Here is an 18,886-nt window from a genome sequence, read left to right as displayed (position 1 = left end):
GTCGCTTCGTGGCGCGGTTTAATTCTGTCGCTATGTGCTCTGGAGCCGGGGGTAGCGAGTGATGATTACTCAAATCCACATGGACGCGGTGGCTAGCTTTAGGCACGCGACTTCGCTGGTGACGGACAAGAAGATCAATCTTGTCTACGGCTTAAACGGCACCGGCAAATCTACAATCTCCAATTTTTTGTACGATTCTCAACATTCAGCGTTCAAGCTGTGCAAACAGATGCGCGCCGAATCGGTGCCAGTTCTCGTTTACAACCAGAAATTCATACAAGACAATTTTTTTGTTGCTGATAGCCTGAAGGGTATCTTCAGTCTTTCAAAAGAGAACAAAGCGGCGGAACAAAAAATTGCCGATGCGACAAAGAGGCAAGGCGAGCTTGAGCAGAATCGACAAGCAAAACGTCGTGAAATCGAGCTGGCAGAACAGTCCTTCTCTGCCCAGAAGCAACAGGCCATTGATAAGGTTTGGAGCATCAAGCAGACCTATGCTGGTGGTGATCGCGTTCTCGAGTACTGTCTTGAGGGTCTGAAGGGGCAAAAAGACAAGCTCTTTGCGCATCTGCAGGGAATCTCCAAGCCCCTCAGTTCGCCTGAAAAAGGTGTGCAAACGATCCGTCAGGAAGTCGAAGCACTTAAGGGTGATAGTGCTCAATATCAGCAGCTACTGCCAACTTTGAATTTTGGCGCTCATGACGTCGAGAGCGACTCGATATTTGGAGTATCCATTCTTGGCAACGCCGATAGTGAGGTTGCGGATCTAATCGAAAAGCTCGGTAATTCGGACTGGGTAAAGCAAGGCCTGTCATACCTGTCTCAGGATGCAGGTGATTCCAACACTCAATGCCCATTTTGCCAGCAAGAAACCATATCGGAGAAATTCATTGAAAGCGTTAGGTCATATTTCGACGAGACCTACCAGCAGCAGTTAGTCGAGCTTGATCAGCTTCTAGACACATACCAGACCGCCGTCAAAGCATTGCCCGCGCTAACTTCTTTTACAGACCACGCCTTCGCACAGAAGCGCAAGGACTCAATCTCCAACAAGTATCAGTTACTAATCGACGCCTTTCAGAATAATGTTCGAAATATTGAGGAAAAGTCAAAGAGTCCTAAGGTCCCGGTGGTGCTCGCCGATACAAGCGACATAATTGTCGCGTTCAATTCGGAAGTTGGTCAGGTCAACGCAGAAGTCAAGGTATACAACGACAGGCTCAAGAACCGCGCATCCGCTCTCGAAAAGTTGCGCCACGAATTTTGGCAGTTGATGCGTTGGCAGTTCGATCAAACAATGGAAAGATTCGAAGCGGATCGACAGGCCTTTGATCAAGAAATCGTAGGCTTAAATGCGGTAGTCGGGAGCATTGGTGATGAGTTGAACAAGGTCACGGGGGAGATTGAGGAGGCGCAAAAGCAAACTGTAAATGTGGATCAAGCGGTCACGGCTATCAATGCGGGTCTTTTAGACCTGGGCATCGATGACTTCAGCTTACAGAAGTACACGGATAGTCTCTATCGCGTGGTGCGGGCGGGTGATTCAAAAGACGCATTTAACTCGCTAAGCGAAGGAGAGAAGATGATGATCAGCTTCCTTTACTTCTGCGAGCTTTGTAAGGGCAAATCCAGTGCTGCGGACACGCAGGCTCAACGGGTCGCGGTAATTGATGACCCAATCTCTAGCCTTTCACATGTATTCGTCTTCAATGTCGGGCAGCTCATTCGATCTGTGTTTTTCAAGGGGGATAGGTTTAGTCAGGTCATCGTACTGACCCATAGTCTGTACTTCTTCTACGAGCTGACAGACCCGAATCACGAGCGCCGAGAGAAGACGCAGAAGTTGTTCAGGCTGTCAAAGACATCGTTGGGCAGCGTGATTCAAGAGATGAAGTATGAGGAAATTCAGAACGACTACCAAGCTTATTGGTCCGTCGTAAATGACCAGACTCAGCCGCCAGCACTCGTCGCAAACTGTATGAGAAACATAGTCGAGTACTTTTTCAACTTCGTGCGGAAAAAGGACTTGAACAACGTTTTTCAGATGCCTGAACTCCAAGACACAAAGTACCAAGCTTTTTGCAGATACATTAATCGAGAATCACACTCACTCGGCCAGAACATCATAGACATGAAGGAATTCGACTATGAGGTTTTCAAGGAGGGGCTGCGCCTTGTATTCGAGAAGACAGGCTATCCAGACCACTTCAAGGCCATGTCCAAATGCTGAGAATGCGATGCGCCCCGGTTTCGAGTAGAGAGACTATTTGGAGGCCAGTTCAGAGAGCAGGAGATTGCGAAACAGGGGACAAAGCCGACTTCCTTCACTGGCTTGGTCATTCACCCCAATAGCACTCGCAACGTCTTCAACTCCTCCGCAGCCACCTTCTTCAACGCCTCCAGCTGCCGCGCCACCTCCTTCGACACCTTGGCCGCCGCGGTTGCGCGGGTGGCCACCGTGTCCAGCCGTCCGCGCAGCGCCGTGTCCTCGTCGGACAGCTTGCGGATCGCGGCGCTCTCGAACAGGTTGTTGAACTCCTTTTCCTGGGCCTCGTTCGCAGCCAGGGCGGCGGTGGCGCGGCGTTGAACACCAGCACCGGGCGCTGTATTGGGCCTTCCAACGCAATGACGATTGGCACGTGGACGATTGGCACGTGCGGGCGCGCGGTCAGCGGCGCACCTTGAGTGCAAGGGGTCCGATCCCGGGGGATTCATCATGCGTCGACGCAACAAGCTGCTGCTGGGATTCCTTGGCGTGCTGACGGCCGCGGGCGCGGTGTTCGCCGTGGTGCTCAGTCGCGATGCGGCCTGTCCGCCTGCTGCCGCACTGTCGGAGTCCGGCAACTCGATGCAGGCGATCCGCGTGCATTGCTACGGGGGTGCCGAGGCGCTGCGGCTCGAACAGGTGCCGCGGCCGGTCCCGGCCGAGGACGAATTGCTGGTGCGCGTGCGCGCAGCCGGCGTGAACCCCCTGGACTGGCATTACCTGCATGGAAAGCCGTATGTGATGCGCCTGTCGTCGGGCCTCGGTCGGCCGGAGAATCCGCGCGCCGGCGTTGATTTCGCCGGCACGGTCGAGGCGGTGGGTTCTGCCGTGGATGACTTCAGGCCCGGAGACCGGGTCTTCGGAGCCGCCAGCGGAGCGTTCGCCGAGTACGTTGTGGTGGACGCAAGCAAATCCGTGGTGCACATGCCCGGCAACATCGATTTCGAACAGGCCGCCGCCGTTCCGATCGCGGCGATCACCGCGCTGCAGGCGCTGCGCGATGCCGGTCAGCTGCAGCCCGGGCAGAAGGTCCTCATCAATGGCGCCTCCGGCGGCGTCGGCACCTTTGCGGTGCAGATCGCCAAGGCCCTCGGCGCCGAAGTGACCGGCGTCAGCAGTGCGCGCAACACGGAACTGGTGCGCTCGCTTGGCGCCGACCACACCATCGATTACGCGCAGGAGGACTTCACCCGCGGCGGCCCGCGCTACGACCTGGTGATCGACAACGTCGGCAACCATCCGGTCGCGGCCTTGCGGGCTGCCCTGCAGCCGGAAGGCACCCTGGTCATGGTGACCGGGCCGAAGAACAACCCGTGGATCGGTCCCTTGGGCCGCATGCTGGCCACCCGGCTGACCGCATCCTTCGCCAGCCAGACCCAGGTGACGCTGTTCGCCAGCACCAACAAGGACGACCTGGCCGTGCTGCGCACCATGCTCGAAGGCGGCAGCGTGCGTCCGGTCATCGACCGCCGCTTCCCCCTGGATCAGGTCCCCCAGGCCATCGAGTTCCTGGAACAGGGCCGCACGCGCGGCAAGAGCCTCATCACGATGGGGGACTAGTCTTTCCGCTTCGGCCGGTGGCGGACGGGAGGGCCCGCCACGGGTTCACCCCAGCAACCCCCGCAACTTCTTCAACTCCTCCGCCGCCCCCTTCTTCAACGCCTCCAGCTGCGGCGCCACTTCCTTCGACACCTTCGCCGCCGCGCTCGCGCGGGTGGCCACGGTGTCCAGCCGCCCGCGCAGCGCCGTGTCCTCGTCCGACAGCTTGCGGATCGCGGCGCTCTTGAACAGCTTGTTGAACTCCTTTTCCTGCGCCTCGTTCGCAGCCAGGGCGTCGGTGGCGCGGGTGGTGCCGTCGCGCAGGGCGGCGGTCACCTCTTTGGCGAACAGGTCGAAGCCGTCGTCGCCGGCCTTGTCGCCTTCGTTCTTGTAGCCGGGCGAGTCGGGCAGCAGCAGCACGGCGCCCTTGCCGACGCGCTGCAGGTCGAGGTGCGGGTTGAGGGCGCGCAGGCGGTCGAGCGCGGCGGGGGCATGGTCGCCGTCCTTCACCAGCTGGGCGGTGAGCGCCTGCAGCGAGGTGTCCTGCTTGATCACGAGGAATCGCATGGGGGGCTCCTGTCAGGCGTTGAGGTTGAACGGCTGCCACTGCGCGGGCAGGGGCTCGATGCCATTGGTGGTGATGTTGCCGAGGGCGGCCACGGACTGGCTGACCAGCTGCACGGTGGGCTTGGTGACGCTGCGCACGCGGTTGGCGTTGAGCACCAGCACCGGGGCGACCAGGCGCACGGCGGGGTTCTGGGCGTTGTCGAACAGTTCGCAGCAGTTGTCGCTGAACATGATCTCGCCGCCGGCGCGCACTTCCACCGCCACCGAGCCGCCGCGCGCGAGCAGCATGTTGCCGATCACGGTGGCCACCGAACCGCGCGCCAGCACCGAGGCGGCGAGCAGGTCGGTGGCCGCGGTGGCGATGTAGGCGCGGTCGCCGGACAGCACCAGGGTGCGGCGCGTGTCGAGGCGCACGGTGGAGACGTTCACGGTGTGGTGCACGGCCACGGCGGCGGTGAGGTCGAGGTCGGCCACGGCACCGGCGTCGTCGACCACGCGCGAGGCCACGCCGCCCACCAGCAGGGCATACCAGTCGCCGCTGCCGGCCTGGGTCTGGTCGTCGCGCTGCACCTGGTTGTGGGCGATCTCGGTGCGGTCGAGCGGGGCCTGCACCAGCAGGCCCACGCCGGCGCCGTTGAAGTCGCCCACCGGGCCGATGCCGCTCACCTCGTTGCCGTGGATGCGCGAGCGGTTGACGCCGGTGGCGACGATGCCGGCCGAGAGCGAGATGCGCTGTTGGGCGTTGCGGGCGATGTCGCGCACCTGGTTGCCGGCGATGGTGGCGGCGGCGGTGCGCAGCACCGAGATGCCGGCGACGATGGCGCGATCGGCATCGCCCGGCGCGCCGGTGATGTCGCGCACGTGGTTGTTCTCGATGCTGGCCGAGTCGGACTCGGCGTCCTCGGCCATCACGATGCCGTTGCCGCAGTCGCGCACCACGTTGAGCTTGGCGATCAGGTCGCCGATGCGCGCGCGGATGGCGATGCCGGTGTTGCGGAAACCGCTGACCTGGTTGGCCAGCACGTGCACCTGGGTGGCGCCGGCGCGGTCCAGGCCGGGGACGAGGGCGATGCCGTCGTTGCCGTCCACGTGCGGGGTGTCGCCGGTGCCGTGCACGCGGTTGCTTTCGATCCAGGCGTTGCCGGTGCCTACGAGGATGCCGTGGCCGGTGAGGTTGAGGTTGTTGCCTTCCACGCGCAGGGAGGCGCCGGCGGTGGCCAGCCCGAGCACCCGCACGCCGTGCGAGGGGCAGTCGGTGAACTGGTTGTCGCCGATGCGGCTGTCCCACAGGTGGCCGACGCTGCCGTCGAAGACGATGCCGTTGCGCTGGCAGGCGAGGATGTTGTGCTCGATCGCCAGCGCGCCGAGCAGGGCGAAGGCGGGGCCGCCTTCGTTGGCGGTCTCGGTGCGGATGCCGTCGGGCGCGACGAACAGGTTGTCGCGGATCGTGATCCCCGCGCACAGGCCCGACAGCGCCACGGCGGCGCTGCGGCGGTCGCGGATGCCGTCGTAGGCGAATACGATCAGCTCGCGCAGGGTGACGCCGAGCGCGGTCTGGATGCGGATCGCGGATTCCAGCCCGGCCGAGAGCACCGAGAGCTTCTCGATGCAGATCGCCATGCCGGTTTCCACCACGAAGGCCGAGCCGGCGGCGGTGACGATGGTGGTCGCGCCCTGGCCGCGGATGGTAATGGCGCGCGCGCCGCGCAGGAACACGGGCTCTTGCAGGGCGTAGTTGCCGGGCGTGAGGCAGACGGTGCCGCCGCGGTCGCGCAGGCGGTCGACGGCGGCCTGGATGGTGAGCTGGCCGCTGGCATGCGATTCGGGGGTGACGCACTGGCTGCAGCCGCAGTCGTCGCCGCCACCGGGCGGCCAGGGCGTGCGGCAGTCGCTGACGCTGCCCGAGGCGATGTCCCAGATGCCGAGGCGCGCGTAGTGGTGGTGGGTGCCGCGCGGCGGGGCGGCGGCTAGCGGTTCCACGCTGGCATCGGCGGTGCGGGCGGCGAAGGTCCACCAGTCGCCGCGTTTGAAGCCACTTGTGCCGGCGCTGGCGAAGGACACGGTGACGCCGTTTTCCAGGATCAGCTCGGTGCCGGCGGCGGGCACGTCGATCAGTCCGGTGGAACCCGGTGCATCGAGGTCCTGCACCTGCGCGGTGGTGCCGGTGGCGGTGACGCGGAACACCCGGCCGCCCTGGTCCCAGCGGCGCACGCGCAGGTTGCGCTGCGCGGGCAGGGCGTCGTCGGGGAAGGCGGGCGGCAGCATGCCGGCGGGCAGCGCGGGGGCGAAGCTGATGCGGCGGTTGCCGGGGTCGTCGATCGAGATGCGGCGGATCTCGCCGGGCAGCTGCGCGAACTCGCGCGGGTCGTCGAGGATCTCCACCCAGTCGCCGTCGCGCAGGCCCAGCACTTCGTCGCGGCCGAGGGTCTCGAGTTCCAGCTCGGTCGCGGAGATGTACGCGGCCACGCGCGCGCCGACGCTGGCGTTCTCGCGCGACCACTTGAAGGTGGCGCCACCGCCGGGCAGCCCGGGGTCGTGGATCTCGACGCGGTAGAGCTGGTTCTCCAGCCCGCGGTAGCCGCCGGTGGGCGGGAGTTCGCAGGGATCGCTGAGCGGCGGCACCTCGTAGGTGCCGGTGGTCAGGCGGCCTTCGCTCGGCGCGGTGAGGGCGCTCCAGCCGGGCAGTTCGCCGTCGGGCGTGGCGCAGCTGGCGCCGGCGTCGAGTTGAGAATCCAGCACCCGCACCTGCCACACGGTCTGCAGGCGCGAGCTGGCGTCGACCCCGACCGCGCTTTCGACCAGGGACGGATCCTCGAGCGCGGTGACTTCGCGATTCCACGCGTCGAGGTAGACGAGGCGGCGGCCGGCGGTGGGCAGGTCGGGCGCGTCCGGCAGGTAGGGCTGCGCGGTGTAGTCGAGCGGACCGGCGGCGTTGGGTTCGGCCAGCAGCGGATCGAACGCGGGCTCGCCGCCGCCGTGGTTCTCGGCGAGCAGGCCGTCGACGTACATGCGCCCGCGGCCGATCCGCAGGCCGCCGCCGCTTGCTGTGATGCGGAAGGCGTCGGGCGTGGTCTGCGACACGGTAGAGCGGCCGAGCACGTCGCTGGCGAGCGCGCGCAGGCGCCGGTCGAGCACGGCGACCAGCTCGTTGGCATCGGCATCGAGCAGCACGCCGCCCTGCTTGAGTTGCACGCCGGACCAGTCGAGCAGGGGATCGTGGCGGATGCGGGACAGGTCAGTGGCCATGGGACGACTCCATCGAAGATCGGAAGGCAGGATCAGGTGGCGTGGAACAGGCCCGCGCGCAATCCGTGGCGCAGGTATTCGTCGAGGCGGATGCGCAGGTTGGCTTCGCGCTGCGGCTGGGCGAGGGCGTGCATCACGCCGATCTCGCCCTCGTCGCTGGCGCCGCGCAGGATCGCCGCCGGCGTGCTGGCGCGCAGTTGCATGTAGGCCGGCTGCCCGTAACGCAGCGCGTTGAAGTGCGGGCGCACGCGCGGGTGCGTGTCGTCCGGCAGGCAGCGGTAGCGGCGCGGCGCGATCGAATCCGTCGGCAGCCAGCAGAAGCGTACGCAGCCGTGCTGGGTGCGTTGCGCGCGCACGGGCGCGAGCCAGTCGTCGCCATCTTCCAGCGCGGCATGGAAGATCGTGTCGGAGGCGAGTTCGATCGTGCGCGCGTGCAGCTTGCCCACCAGGGTGCTGGCGCGCACGGTGAGGGCGCCGCCGGCGGAGGCGTCGTCCGGCGCGGCGTAGGCCACGGCGGTGGGCGCGCCGGCGTCGACGATGCAGTCGACCAGTTCGACCTCGGCGCCGGCCGCCACGCGCAGGCCGCCGGTGATGCAGTGTTCGAGCCGCACGTTGGCGAACGGGTGTTCGATCACCAGGCTGGGCGCGCCGGGCGAGGCCGCGCTGCCGTCGGGCAGCAGCGACAGGCCCGGCACCAGGGTGCAGTGGCGCAGCACGAGGGTGCGGGTGGCATCGTCGCCGGCGTCGGGCAGCACCAGCGCGCCGCCGGAGATCACCAGGCCGTCGAGCACGAGACTTGCGCCGGCGCCGATGTCGAGGGTGATGTCGCCCGCGGCGGCGAGCAGCGGGCGCGCGCCGTTGCGGGCGGCGACGACCACGGTGGCGTCGTCGTCGGGATTGGCGGGCGCGTCCACCTGCAGCGTCGTGGGGGCGGTGTAGGTGAGGCTGTCGCCGATGCGCAGGCGGCCGCCGGGGGCGATCGCATCCAGGTGCGGTTGCAGTGCTTCTCCGGCTGTCGCCTCCACCTGTAGCGCGAGCGTCTCGCCCTCGGGCACACGTTCGTATTCGCCGCCGCCGAGCATGCGCGCGAAACCGTGGTGGAAGCTGGCGCGCAGCGGGGCTTCGACGTTCGCGCCCAGCACCACGCGGCCGCGTTCGGGATCGATCGCGATGCGGTCGTCGGGGATCGTGTCCTGGTGGTTCCAGTCGTTGCCCGGCAGGTCGCGCAGGTCGGCGATCACGATCTCCGCCACCGGCACCGGTTCCCAGCTGTCGGCCTCGGCGCCCGGGCGCAGCAGGACCAGGCTGTCGCCGAGGCCGTAGTCGTGGGCGACCGTGGCGGGATCGGCGGCGTCCTGCGCCACGCGCACCGCCGCGGCCATGCCGCGCACGTCCAGGGGCGCCGCGACATGCACCGGCGCGCTCAGGGTGGCGATCGAGTCCTCGCTGCGCGGGCGCCGGAACAGCGCCAGGTCGGCGCCCAGCGGATTGAGCCGGAAGCGGGTGCCGCCGGCGTCGCCCGGGTGCGGCACCAGCGGGATCCCGGTGAGCGGCAACGCCAGCAACCGCCACACGAAGATGCCGATGTTGGGGATGTTGTAGCGGCCGCCGCCGAGTTCGGCCGTGGCCTGGGGCGCGCGCAGGTCGGGGGTGTGCGCGGTGGTGTTGAAGGCGCCGCCGAGCGCGCGCATCGCCGGCTGCGAGCGCAGGTCGGCGCTGGCCACGGCATGCGGGCGCAGGTGCTTCATGTACTGGGTGGTCGCGAGCTGCTCGAAGAACTCGGCGACATGCGCGGGCCGGCCGAGCAGGTCGCGCGCCAGCTGCTCCAGCATCAGCGCGGTGCCCTTGCGGCGGCGATAGGCAATCGTGTTGGCGACTTCCGCGCGCGGCGACGACACGTCGGCGGCGATACCGGCGAGCGGGCGGTAGCCGATCAGGTCGCCGATGTAGGGCACCACCCAGTCGGCGCAGGTCTCGATGAACTGGTCGTCGTAGAGCTGCTCGACGTCTTCCTCCAGCGCCTCGAGTTCGCGCGCGAACAGCGCGATCAGCGCACGCAGCGGCTCGCCCAGCGCATCGTCGCGGATCCGGTGGATGGCCGGCAGCAGTTCGTACAGGCGCTGCGCATCGAGGCTCATGGCATGGTCTCCAGTCTTGCCAGCGGGCCCGGATGCAGGGTCAGCAGTTCGGCCGGCCGCGGCAGGCCGCCGGCCACCCGCATCCGCGAGGCCAGCAGCCGCACCTGGCGCGAGGGCAGGGTCTGGAGGAAGGGCGAGGTACCGCCGTAGAGCAGGTCGAGGTCGATCGCGACCACGCCCGGCACCGCGTGCGCCACCGACACCACTTCGGACTGCTGCACCGGTTGCCCGAGTTCGCGGCGGTCGAACGAGAACGCCTCGCGCAGGGCGGCCTCGACCGCGGCGAGCACGGTCGCGGGATCATGCGCCGGATCGCACTTCACCTTCAGGCCGATGCGGAAAGTGCTGGCCACGAAGCCCATCAGGCGCACGGACACGTGAGGGTCGCCGCCCGCGGCGAGCGCGTCGCGCAGATTGGCCCAGATCGGGTTGGTCTCTGCGAGCAGCGCGCCGTCCTGGCCGGCGACGGTGATCGCGATCACCGGGCCATGCGCGAGTTGCAGCACCTGCGCCTGCGCCTTGGCGATGCCGGCATAGGCGCGTGCGAAGTCGGCGTAGTCGAGTACCGACACCACCCGGCCCAGGGTGCGCGTGCCGAGCGGGATCGAACTGCGCGCATGCGCGGCCGGTTCCGGATCGGTGCCGCCTTCGGCGGCGCCCGGATTCGCGACGCCCTTGACCCCGAGCGGGCGCGTCATCAGCTGGGTGAGCGCCTCGGCGCGCACGTTGCCTTCGGCGCCGGTGCCCTTGCGATAGCTGGCGCGCAGGTTCTGGCTGCCGCTGGGCAGGCGCGCGCCGCGTTCGCCGTCGCCGAACTGCAGCCAGTCGCGGCCGGCCTCGTCGGTGCGCAGGGTGTAGGCGTGGTCGCCGGGCGCGGCGCCGTACAGGCTGTCGCGCTGTTTCCATTCGATGCCGCCCACGCGCACGGTGAGTTCGGCGGCGGCGCCGAGTTCGTTCGCGGCCGCGCGCCAGGTGAGCGGCGCCTGCTTGAGTTCGAAGCGCTGGTGCGCCTGGCTGGCGCTGCCGGAGCCCAGCACCTGGGCCACGGTTTCGCCATGGCGCGCGGTGGCGACGTTGGCGAGCACCGTCACCGATTCGCGCTGCAGCGCGGCGGGCAGGGGTGGATCGATGTCGAGCAGGGCGCCGCCGCCGTCGCTGCGCGCCGCGGCGGTGAGGGTGGCGCGGTGGACGATGGACTGGCCGCTGGTTGCAGTGCCCTGGACGATGATGCGACGGCCGGTGTCCAGTCCGGCCGGGGCCACGGCGACGGGCAGCGTGTCGCCGGAGACGGCCGTGGTGACGGGCGTCTCCGCCAACACGAGTTCCTCCGACTGCGCGAACACCTTCAGCGTGCGCACCTTGCTGTCGAAGCGGTCGTACTCGTCGCCGGCAAGTCGCAGGCGGGTGGATTTACCCGACAGCGCGAACTCCGCGCGTGCGACTTCCGAGGCGCCATCGACGCGGTACAGCTCGACATAGGTGTCGACCGGCGCGGGATCGCTGGCGGCGTCGTAGGCGCCGTAGGCGAGCACGGCGTAGCCGCCGGGGGCGACAGCGGGATAGGCGGCGTCGAGGTCGACATGGCCGCCGTTCGCGGTCGGGCCCGCAGGTGAGACCACGAAGTCGGGCCACTCCTCGTGCGCGATCGAGAGCGTGGCGGAAAAGCCGGCGTGCTCGAAGCCACCCGCCTCGACGTACTCCGCATCGGTGACGATGCGGCGTACGGACCCGAAGAGGACCGGCGGTTCGCCCTTGTAGTCGTTGCGGAACTCCAGCGGCATCGTCCGCCACATCGGCGCGTTGTGTCCGAACACCGAGGCGCGCTGGCGCAGCGCGTACACGCGCACGTCGTTGCCGGCAGGCGACATCGCCGGCGACAGCGACCCGAGCGCGCGCTTCCACGAGACCCGGGTGCGGTCGTAGTCCGGTTCGGCCAGCACCTCGCTGAGGATGCGGAAATCCCAGCGGTTGCTGGCGGGATTGGCATCGAACTCGGCGCCGACCACCAGCAGCGCGTCGCCGGGCTTGAGGCCGGTGGCGACGCCCTGCAGCCAGAGCGTGCGATCCCCCATCGCCGGCAGCCGCGGGCGCGACAGCCAGGGGCGCATCGCGCTCCACTCCGGACGCGCTTCGATCGCCTCCACCGTCTCGAACGTCTGCGGCTTCTCGTTCGGCCCGGGCACGCTCTGCACCTTGAGCCCGGCGTCGAGCCGCACCTGGGTGGGGATGCCGGTGACGAACATCCCCGGTTCCTTCGGCGCGCCCGGCGGCGGCGCGCGTGGCGGTTCCAGGGTGAAGGCCAGCCAGGTCTCGGCGGCAATGCCGGGGCGCAGGCGGTAGCCGATCAGCCGGCCCATTTCCTGCAGCGAGACGCGCTCGGTGGCGGTGCGCAGCCAGGATTCGTTGGCGATGCGCTCCTGGTAGAAGGCGAGCACGTCGGCGCTGCAGGCGAAGGCGTCGATCAGGCCGAGGGTGAAGTCGTCCGTGTCGCGGGTGAGCAGATTCGCGAGCGGGCTGGGCTTCGGCTCGGCCGGTTCCGTCGGGTCGACCGGCTCGGCCGGATCGATCAGCAGGGTCGAGTCGGACAGGCCGTCGATCAGGCTCGAACGGAAATCGGGGTGGCGCCCGATCCGGTAGGCCACGGCATCGAGGCCATGGCGGTTGGCGTGCGCCTGCGGGGTGGCGGCGTCGATGCCCTCGCAGCAGCCGCAGGCTTCGCTGCCCGGCGGCGGCGCGATGCTGCCGGCCTTCGCGTCGGGACGCAGTGCGCTCATTGTCCGCCTCCCGCCGACAGCGACAGCTTTCCGCGTTCACGGAAATTGGGATTGTTCGCGAGCTGGGCGATCTCGAGCCGGTCGAGCCGGATCACGCCTTCCTCCAGCGAAGACGCGCCGCCATTGAGCAGGCGCCGGAACCGGTCGACGCGCACCGAGGCCACGCCGGCGACCGCCTGCGCGGTGGCGACCACGCGGCTCAGGTACACCGGATCGCCGAAGCTGAAACGGTCGGGATGGAACAGGCCGAGGCTGCCGTCGGGATGCACGCGCGCACTGAGCGCGCCTTCCACCGCGGCCAGCACGTCGCTGCGGAAATAGCCGGGCTTCACGCAGACATGCAGGGCGAGATCCAGCGGCACCATGCGCGGCGCGTCGACCGCGACGTCGTAGCCGGCCATGCGGAAGCGTTCCAGGTGCCGGCGCAGGGCCGTGCGGAACGGGGCGTCGACCGGTGCGCCGCCGGGCCGGTCGGCGCTGACGAACACGCTGTACCAGCTGCCGGTCCAGCGGAAGGTCGCGGCGGCGCGGCCGACCTCGGCACTGCGCTCGCTCACGGCGGCATAGTCGTCGGCGGTGACCGCGCGTTCCTGGGTGCGGAATGCGTGCGGCGCGTCGCGGCGCGCGGCTTCCACGTCCTCGGGCGCGGTGCCGCCGGCGGCGGGCATCGGGTTGCCGATCGCCTCGATGGCGGTCGGATCGGGTGGCGGATCGGGACCGTCGGCGTACAGCGCCGGATCGAACACCAGGTGCGCCAGCGCGTCGGCGCCGATGTTGCCGGCCACGCCGTTGCCCACCCGGTAGCGCGCGCGCAGGCGGGTGCCGGGATTGGGGCGCTTGCCGTTGCGGTCGTCGCCGAAGCGCAGGCGGGTGCGGCCGTCGTGCTCGGTCTCGACCACGAAGTGGGGCGCGCCGGCATCGCTGCCGAGCAGGTCGTGGCGCGGGCTCCACGGCGGCGATTGCGGCGCGTCCTGCAGCAGCGCGATCCGCGGCAGCGCATGCCGCGGATCGAGCGGCAGCAGCTGGCTCGCGGGCCACAGCGGCATGGGGCTCTCGTCCTGGGTCGCGGCCAGTAGGTCCGCCAGCGAGAAGCCCTGGGTGACCGGCTGCGAGGCCAGCCAGGGGCGGTAGCGCACCGGCACCGGCACCCGTTCGCGCGTGCCGCAGCGATCGGCGTGCGATGCGCCGGGTGCATAGCGACGCACCGCATCAGGCACCTCGGGCAGCGCTTCGTCGGGCAGGGTGTGGCCGTGGTCGGCGAGCACGATGTTGCCGCGCGCGACCGCGAACACCAGGTCCGGATGCGATTCGACGCCGAGGCACAGCGGGAACGGCAATGCGTCGGCGGCTGCCCATTCGATCCGGGTGACGTCGCGCGCTTCGTCGACCGGCGGGTCTTCGAACAGGCCGCCGGACGGATCGCTGGCGGGTTCGACCGCGGTCAGCCGCACCGCCCAGCGATGGCTGCGATCGGCATCGTGCTCCGACAGCGTGGTCGGGCTGCGGGTTTCGACGAACACCAGCACGTCGCCGACCGCCAGCGGCGGGTGCTCGCGCAGCGTGGCGGCGGTGGCGCCGCGCGGCAGGCAGCAGCCAGCGTCGCCCCAGGTGTAGAACGCCAGTTCGTTGCATTCGGCATGCAGGGTGGCGGTGTGCGCGGTCTCGAACACCACCGGCGCCGCGGCCATCGCCTGGCGCGCATCGCGGCTGCCGGGCTCGATCACCGCGCCGATGCCGGGCACCCGCGTGAGCAGCCGCGTGCCGCGCGCCAGCACCAGGTCGCCGCTGCCTTCGGCCAGCCGCACCTGCACCCAGGTGCGGGCGTTGCAGCCGTCGTGCAGGTGGTAGTCGACCAGGCGCGCGTGCCTGCGCACCGAACTGCGGCGGCGTGCGGTGGACAGGTAGGCCTCGTTCGCCACCGCATCCTGGCGGTACGACAGGTTGTCGGCGGCATAGGCCAGCAGTTCGACCAGGGTGACGCCCAGGTCCGCCGCCGAGCGTTCGCGCCAGCCCGGCACCAGCAGGTCCATGCGGTCGAGCATCAGGCGGCGGAAGCCGGGGTAGTCGCGGGCCAGGTAATCGATGTCGGGCGCGGCGGCCACCTCGGTGGGGCAGGGCAGCGATTGCGCGCAATCGAAATCCGAAGGGCACTCGACCTTGAACGAGAACTCGATCCGCGACAGCAGCGGGTCGAAGCCGGCGGGCGGGACGTCGTCGCCCGAGTTGGCCACGATGGCCAGGGTGTAGCGCGAGAAATCGCCCTCGCCATCGGTGCGCACTACCAGGGTGCGCGCGGGATCGTCGAGGCCGTCCGCGAGGTCGGGTTCGGCTTCGGGCGGCAGGTCGTCCGCTGCCGCGCACCAGGCGATGCCGACGCTGGCGATGCGTTCGCCGCCACCGATGCGCAGGTTCTCGGGCGAGAGGGCGAAGCCGTCGCGCAGCAGCCGCACGAACAGCGTGCGCTGGCGCGGCACGCCCGGCGGCGCGGCGCGGTCGAGCACCTCGACGAAGTCGATCGCGTTGTCGCTGCCGGAGCGGCGCAGCACCTCGAGCCGGCGGGGATCGCAGCAGTGGTACCTCATGGCGCGCCGCCTCCGGGGATGTCGATCGCGGCGCTGGCGGCGCTGCCGTCGCGCAGCAGGCGGTAGTCGACATCGACGCGCAGGGCGCCGTCGTCGTTGCCGATGCGCACCGCGTCGACCGCGATCAGGTGCGAGAGGTGCTGCTGCAGCGAGGACTGCACCAGCATCTGCGCGGTCGCGGCGATCGCCACGCTGTTGGGTTCGAACACCAGCTGCAGCAGGCCGGCGCCGAAGTCCGGGCGCATCACCCGCTCGCCCGGCGCGGTCAGCAGCACCTGGGCGATCAGGTCGCGCACGTGGTCGGCCTCGCCGGTGCTTGCTGTGCGGCCGCTGCCGTCGAAGCGGTAGGGGAAGTCGAGGTGGGGCATGGCGGCTCCTCAGGTCGCCAGCACGCGGGTCTGGCTGGCGACGGCCTGCATCCCGGTGCCGGTGGCGATGCACAGCGCGGTGCCGCCGACGATCGCCAGCGGCAGCCCGCCCGCGAGCACGCGGGTGGCGCCGATCACCCACTGGCCGCTGGCGCAGAACGGTCCCGACGAGGTCGAAAGCGAGCAGCCGGCGATCACGTAGGGGGTGGTCACCTGCACCACCGGCTGCGCCGACACGCTCACCCGCGGGAACGGCATGGTCGGCAGCGCGCTGCCCGCGTGCATGCACAGGACGGTGGCGCCGAGGTGGAGGACGGGCATCGGCATCTCACACCACCGTCAGCGCGCCGAGGTTGATGTCGACGGTGGGGCCGGTCATGTTGATCGTGGCGCCCTTGCCGTTGGAGATCACGATGCCGACGTCGCTGACCGAGATCATCGCGCCGGTGCTGGTCTGGATCAGGATCCCGCCGGTGGGGCCGGGCACGTCGCTGATGACGATGCCGTTCTTGGCAAGCGTCTGCAGGGTGATGCCCGAGACGCCCGGCGGCACCATGCGCGCCATCACCGGCACGTCGGCCTCGGCATAGAAGCCGCCGACCCAGACCGGGTAGTCCGGATCGCCGCGCTCGAACTCCACCCACACGCCCGCGCCGATCGGCGGCACGGTGAACATGCCCATGTTCATGCCGGCCACCGGCAGGCAGGGCATCGCCCAGCTGCTGAGCAGGTTGCCGCCGACATCCGGCACCTCGACCATCAGCCGGCCCTTCATCAGCGGATCGATGTTGTTGCGCACCGAGCCGCGGAACTTGCCGTAGTGGCGCTCGCCGCTCATACCGGCACCGCCGGAACCGTGGAGATCAGCCCGTTGCGCGCGAGCGAGAAGCTCTGCCTGTAGGCGCCGCGCTCGATCTGGTGGCTGACGCTCTTGACGTAGTACAGCCCGTCGAACGGCAACCCGGCGCCGCGCACGCCCACCAGCCGCCGCGACTTCAGCAGGCGCCCGTAGCGCGAGACGTCCAACTGGCCGGTGCCGAATACCGAATCGCTGTTCTGCCCCGCGAACGCGAGGCCCTTGGCCAGTGCGCCGGCGACGCTCATGTGCGCGGTGTCGGTGAGCTTCTCGATCCTCGGCGGCAGCGGCGGGATCGCACCCAGCGGCGGATTGAGCGGGGTGATGTCCGGGATCGGCACGGGAATGCCGACCTTGCTGTTGCCTTCCTGGAAATAGACGATCGGCATCTTCTTGCGCTCGCGGTCGAAGTTGAAGCTGATCTGCTCGACGTTGGTCATCGCGTCCATGCCGGTGGTCAGCGCCGGCTGCGGTTCGCCGACGCGGATCTCCGGCCCCCAGTAGGCGAAGCTGGTGCCCGGCGCCGGCCCCGGTTCGAGGTAGAACACGTAGCCGGCCTCTGCCGCGAGGCGCTTGATGTAGGCGTAGTCCGAGCCCTGCTGGGTGGGGATGCGGTCGGTGGGCAGCGGCGGTTCGTCGACGATGCTCGGGATCACCAGCGGCATCACGCCGAGCGCTGCGTACTTCGAAAGGATCAGCAACACCCGCGCCGATGGCGGCATCGCCGGGAACGGCAGGCCGGGGATCTCGATCACGTCCATCAGCGCCGACAGGTCCTTGCCGCGCACGACGAGCTTCGCCACGCCGCCGTCGCCGGGCACGGTGTCGACGTGGGTGGCCATGCCGTCGACGATCACCTCGTCGCCGCCGTTGAGCGTGACCACCAGCACCACCCGCATCAGCGGCACGCCGCCCCCGCCGCCGCTGACCAGGAACAGTGTGCGCAGCGGCGAGCGCGCCGGCAGTTCGAAGGTGAGTTCGAAGCCGCCCTGTGCGTCGCCTGAGCCGGCCTCGACCTTGGCCGAGACCAGCGCCTCGACCACCTCGCGCGGCGCCGGCACCGGCACCGGCCCCATCAGCAGTGTGAGCTTGACGCCGCGCGGGTCCACTCAGCTGCCTCCGGAGGGGATCGCGACGCGCGCACCCGGCACGTCGGTGAGTTCGAACGGATCGGTGACCGCATTGGCATCGGCGATCCGCCAGTACGACAGCGGGCTGCCGAGCGTGCGCGCGGCGATCAGGTCGGGGCGGTCCACCGCTTCCACCACCGCCTCCACCGCGACCGCGATCGAATGCCGCTGCGGGATGAAGCGCCGCGCCACGTACGGGATTGGCTCGGCCCCGGGCGCCGGCACGTGCAGCGCCAGCGGCACGCCGCGGTAGCGGCTCAGCGGATCGAACGGATCGCTGGGGATCGCGCCGGCGTCGATCAGCAACTGGATGGGATCGTTCATCGAAGCTGTCTCATATGCCTACCGCGGCAATTCGGAAGTAACGCCCGTAGCGGCCGGGCCTGGACTTGAACACCTGCAGCGTCTCGCCGGTGACCGCGGGGCCGACCGGGGTCTCGCAGTAGCTGACGCGTTGGTGCTGGTTCTGCCGCGGGCCTGCGCTGCCGTTTGCGTCAGACGACATGGGCCACAGGTTGGTGAAGTCGTCCGGTCCGCTCCATTCGATGTCCTGGACGTGGTCGGCCTGCAGTCCGGACCAGTCGAATCCGTAGCGCGCCAGCACGGCGCGGTAATCGGCGGCGCCGCGGCCACGCTCCACCGGCACCAGTTGCATCACCTTGCCGATGCGCGGCCAGTAGCGCTCGGGCACGCCGATCGGTTCGCCCCGTGCCAGGTGCCGCGGGTTGGCGGGATCGTCGCGTCCGTAGACGTGGGTGCCGATCTGCAGCCGACGCGGATAGAAGTTGTCGATCCTCGGCTTGTGCCAGGTCATCGGGATCGGGTCGGCGCGAGTCAAACCGGTGGGGAAGCGGCAGCGCGGCGCCGGGTGCGGATCGGTGGGTGGACGCGGACGCGGCCTGGGCTCGGGCTCCCGGCGCGGCGCCGGGTCGGGCGCCGTGTCGACGTCCGGCACGGTATCCACGACTGGTGCCGGCGGCGCATCCGGGGTCGGCCTGGCGTCGGGTACTGGCGGCGCGTCTGCCACCGGTGGTGCGTCGGGCGCCGGCGGCACGTCGATGATCGGCGGCGGCCACGGGTCGGAACGGCGCGGCAGGATCAGCTCGCGGATGCTGTTGATCAGGTCCTGCACGGCACGTTCCTGGGACCGCCGGATCTCCGGGTTCTGCAACGAGATCCACCAAAGCAGCACCAGCACGATGCCCAGGATCAGCAGCAACTCCGCGGCGCCCAGCGCCACGCCGGCGACGATGAGCAGCGGCACAGCGGCCTGCCCTCGAGGTCGAAACTGGACATCGGGGATCGGCAACCACGACGGTGCCGCCGCGCGAAGTTGCAGGTACAGCGCCTGCAGGGACTGCACTACGTGCGCATCAAGCACGATCTCGCCCGCGTGCGCGCGGACCGCGGCACGCAGATC

Annotated in this window: 14 protein-coding genes; 2 read left to right on the top strand and 12 right to left on the bottom strand. The window is 68.8% G+C overall.

What is annotated here, in order from left to right; all coding sequences use genetic code 11:
• Window positions 1-61: 61 nt before the first annotated feature.
• Window positions 62-2,230, top strand: a complete 2,169-nt coding sequence (locus QFW81_RS07140) for an AAA family ATPase (protein WP_280577997.1) — start codon at window positions 62-64, stop codon at window positions 2,228-2,230.
• Between the two features lie 110 nt (window positions 2,231-2,340).
• On the opposite strand, the gene QFW81_RS07135 is transcribed toward QFW81_RS07140, so the two are convergent.
• On the bottom strand, window positions 2,341-2,718 hold the full coding sequence (locus QFW81_RS07135; protein ID WP_280577995.1) for a hypothetical protein: 378 nt from the start codon (window positions 2,716-2,718) through the stop codon (window positions 2,341-2,343).
• 37 nt (window positions 2,719-2,755) lie between these two features.
• Between QFW81_RS07135 and QFW81_RS07130 the strand changes: the two genes are divergently transcribed.
• Window positions 2,756-3,826, top strand: a complete 1,071-nt coding sequence (locus QFW81_RS07130; protein ID WP_280577993.1) for an NAD(P)-dependent alcohol dehydrogenase — start codon at window positions 2,756-2,758, stop codon at window positions 3,824-3,826.
• A 45-nt stretch (window positions 3,827-3,871) separates the two neighbouring features.
• Here the strand turns inward: QFW81_RS07130 and QFW81_RS07125 are convergent, their stop codons facing one another.
• Genes QFW81_RS07125 through QFW81_RS07075 form a run of 11 tightly spaced genes read right to left on the bottom strand, consistent with a single transcriptional unit; the run spans window position 3,872 to window position 18,730 of the window.
• Complete coding sequence (locus QFW81_RS07125; RefSeq protein ID WP_280577991.1) at window positions 3,872-4,372, bottom strand: hypothetical protein; 501 nt, start codon at window positions 4,370-4,372, stop codon at window positions 3,872-3,874.
• Between the two features lie 12 nt (window positions 4,373-4,384).
• On the bottom strand, window positions 4,385-7,618 hold the full coding sequence (locus QFW81_RS07120) for a DUF6519 domain-containing protein (RefSeq protein ID WP_280577990.1): 3,234 nt from the start codon (window positions 7,616-7,618) through the stop codon (window positions 4,385-4,387).
• 32 nt (window positions 7,619-7,650) lie between these two features.
• Complete coding sequence (locus QFW81_RS07115) at window positions 7,651-9,756, bottom strand: hypothetical protein (protein ID WP_280577987.1); 2,106 nt, start codon at window positions 9,754-9,756, stop codon at window positions 7,651-7,653.
• Complete coding sequence (locus QFW81_RS07110) at window positions 9,753-12,530, bottom strand: putative baseplate assembly protein (RefSeq protein ID WP_280577985.1); 2,778 nt, start codon at window positions 12,528-12,530, stop codon at window positions 9,753-9,755. The genes QFW81_RS07115 and QFW81_RS07110 overlap by 4 nt, the downstream gene beginning before the upstream one ends.
• On the bottom strand, window positions 12,527-15,112 hold the full coding sequence (locus QFW81_RS07105; protein ID WP_280577983.1) for a putative baseplate assembly protein: 2,586 nt from the start codon (window positions 15,110-15,112) through the stop codon (window positions 12,527-12,529). The genes QFW81_RS07110 and QFW81_RS07105 overlap by 4 nt, the downstream gene beginning before the upstream one ends.
• On the bottom strand, window positions 15,109-15,480 hold the full coding sequence (locus QFW81_RS07100; RefSeq protein ID WP_280577981.1) for a GPW/gp25 family protein: 372 nt from the start codon (window positions 15,478-15,480) through the stop codon (window positions 15,109-15,111). Before QFW81_RS07100 ends, QFW81_RS07105 begins: the two co-directional genes overlap by 4 nt.
• Before the next feature lie 9 nt (window positions 15,481-15,489).
• Window positions 15,490-15,801 carry a hypothetical protein gene (locus QFW81_RS07095; protein ID WP_280577979.1) on the bottom strand — a complete coding sequence of 104 codons (312 nt, stop codon included), beginning with the start codon at window positions 15,799-15,801 and terminating at the stop codon, window positions 15,490-15,492.
• A 7-nt stretch (window positions 15,802-15,808) separates the two neighbouring features.
• Window positions 15,809-16,318: a phage baseplate assembly protein V gene (locus tag QFW81_RS07090; protein WP_280577978.1), complete on the bottom strand. Its 510-nt coding sequence runs from the start codon at window positions 16,316-16,318 to the stop codon at window positions 15,809-15,811.
• Window positions 16,315-17,445: a hypothetical protein gene (locus QFW81_RS07085; RefSeq protein WP_280577976.1), complete on the bottom strand. Its 1,131-nt coding sequence runs from the start codon at window positions 17,443-17,445 to the stop codon at window positions 16,315-16,317. The genes QFW81_RS07090 and QFW81_RS07085 overlap by 4 nt, the downstream gene beginning before the upstream one ends.
• Window positions 17,446-17,790, bottom strand: a complete 345-nt coding sequence (locus QFW81_RS07080) for a Base plate wedge protein 53 (RefSeq protein WP_280577975.1) — start codon at window positions 17,788-17,790, stop codon at window positions 17,446-17,448. It lies immediately after the preceding gene.
• A 10-nt stretch (window positions 17,791-17,800) separates the two neighbouring features.
• On the bottom strand, window positions 17,801-18,730 hold the full coding sequence (locus tag QFW81_RS07075; RefSeq protein WP_280577973.1) for a hypothetical protein: 930 nt from the start codon (window positions 18,728-18,730) through the stop codon (window positions 17,801-17,803).
• Between the last annotated feature and the right edge of the window lie 156 nt (window positions 18,731-18,886).

The organism is Luteimonas kalidii (assembly GCF_029887935.1).
Taxonomy (GTDB): Bacteria; Pseudomonadota; Gammaproteobacteria; order Xanthomonadales; family Xanthomonadaceae; genus Luteimonas; species Luteimonas kalidii.
Note: the sequence above shows the minus strand (reverse complement) of the source record. Positions and strands in the feature narration are given on the sequence as shown.

What these genes read in the sequence shown, in the direction of transcription:
- QFW81_RS07140 (WP_280577997.1), top strand. Translation starts at nt 62, where the DNA reads ATGATTACTCAAATCCACATGGACGCGGTGGCTAGCTTTAGGCACGCG.
- QFW81_RS07120 (WP_280577990.1), bottom strand. Translation starts at nt 7,618, where the DNA reads ATGGCCACTGACCTGTCCCGCATCCGCCACGATCCCCTGCTCGACTGG.
- QFW81_RS07110 (WP_280577985.1), bottom strand. Translation starts at nt 12,530, where the DNA reads ATGAGCGCACTGCGTCCCGACGCGAAGGCCGGCAGCATCGCGCCGCCG.
- QFW81_RS07105 (WP_280577983.1), bottom strand. Translation starts at nt 15,112, where the DNA reads ATGAGGTACCACTGCTGCGATCCCCGCCGGCTCGAGGTGCTGCGCCGC.
- QFW81_RS07125 (WP_280577991.1), bottom strand. Translation starts at nt 4,372, where the DNA reads ATGCGATTCCTCGTGATCAAGCAGGACACCTCGCTGCAGGCGCTCACC.
- QFW81_RS07100 (WP_280577981.1), bottom strand. Translation starts at nt 15,480, where the DNA reads ATGCCCCACCTCGACTTCCCCTACCGCTTCGACGGCAGCGGCCGCACA.
- QFW81_RS07090 (WP_280577978.1), bottom strand. Translation starts at nt 16,318, where the DNA reads ATGAGCGGCGAGCGCCACTACGGCAAGTTCCGCGGCTCGGTGCGCAAC.
- QFW81_RS07080 (WP_280577975.1), bottom strand. Translation starts at nt 17,790, where the DNA reads ATGAACGATCCCATCCAGTTGCTGATCGACGCCGGCGCGATCCCCAGC.
- QFW81_RS07135 (WP_280577995.1), bottom strand. Translation starts at nt 2,718, where the DNA reads ATGATGAATCCCCCGGGATCGGACCCCTTGCACTCAAGGTGCGCCGCT.
- QFW81_RS07115 (WP_280577987.1), bottom strand. Translation starts at nt 9,756, where the DNA reads ATGAGCCTCGATGCGCAGCGCCTGTACGAACTGCTGCCGGCCATCCAC.
- QFW81_RS07095 (WP_280577979.1), bottom strand. Translation starts at nt 15,801, where the DNA reads ATGCCCGTCCTCCACCTCGGCGCCACCGTCCTGTGCATGCACGCGGGC.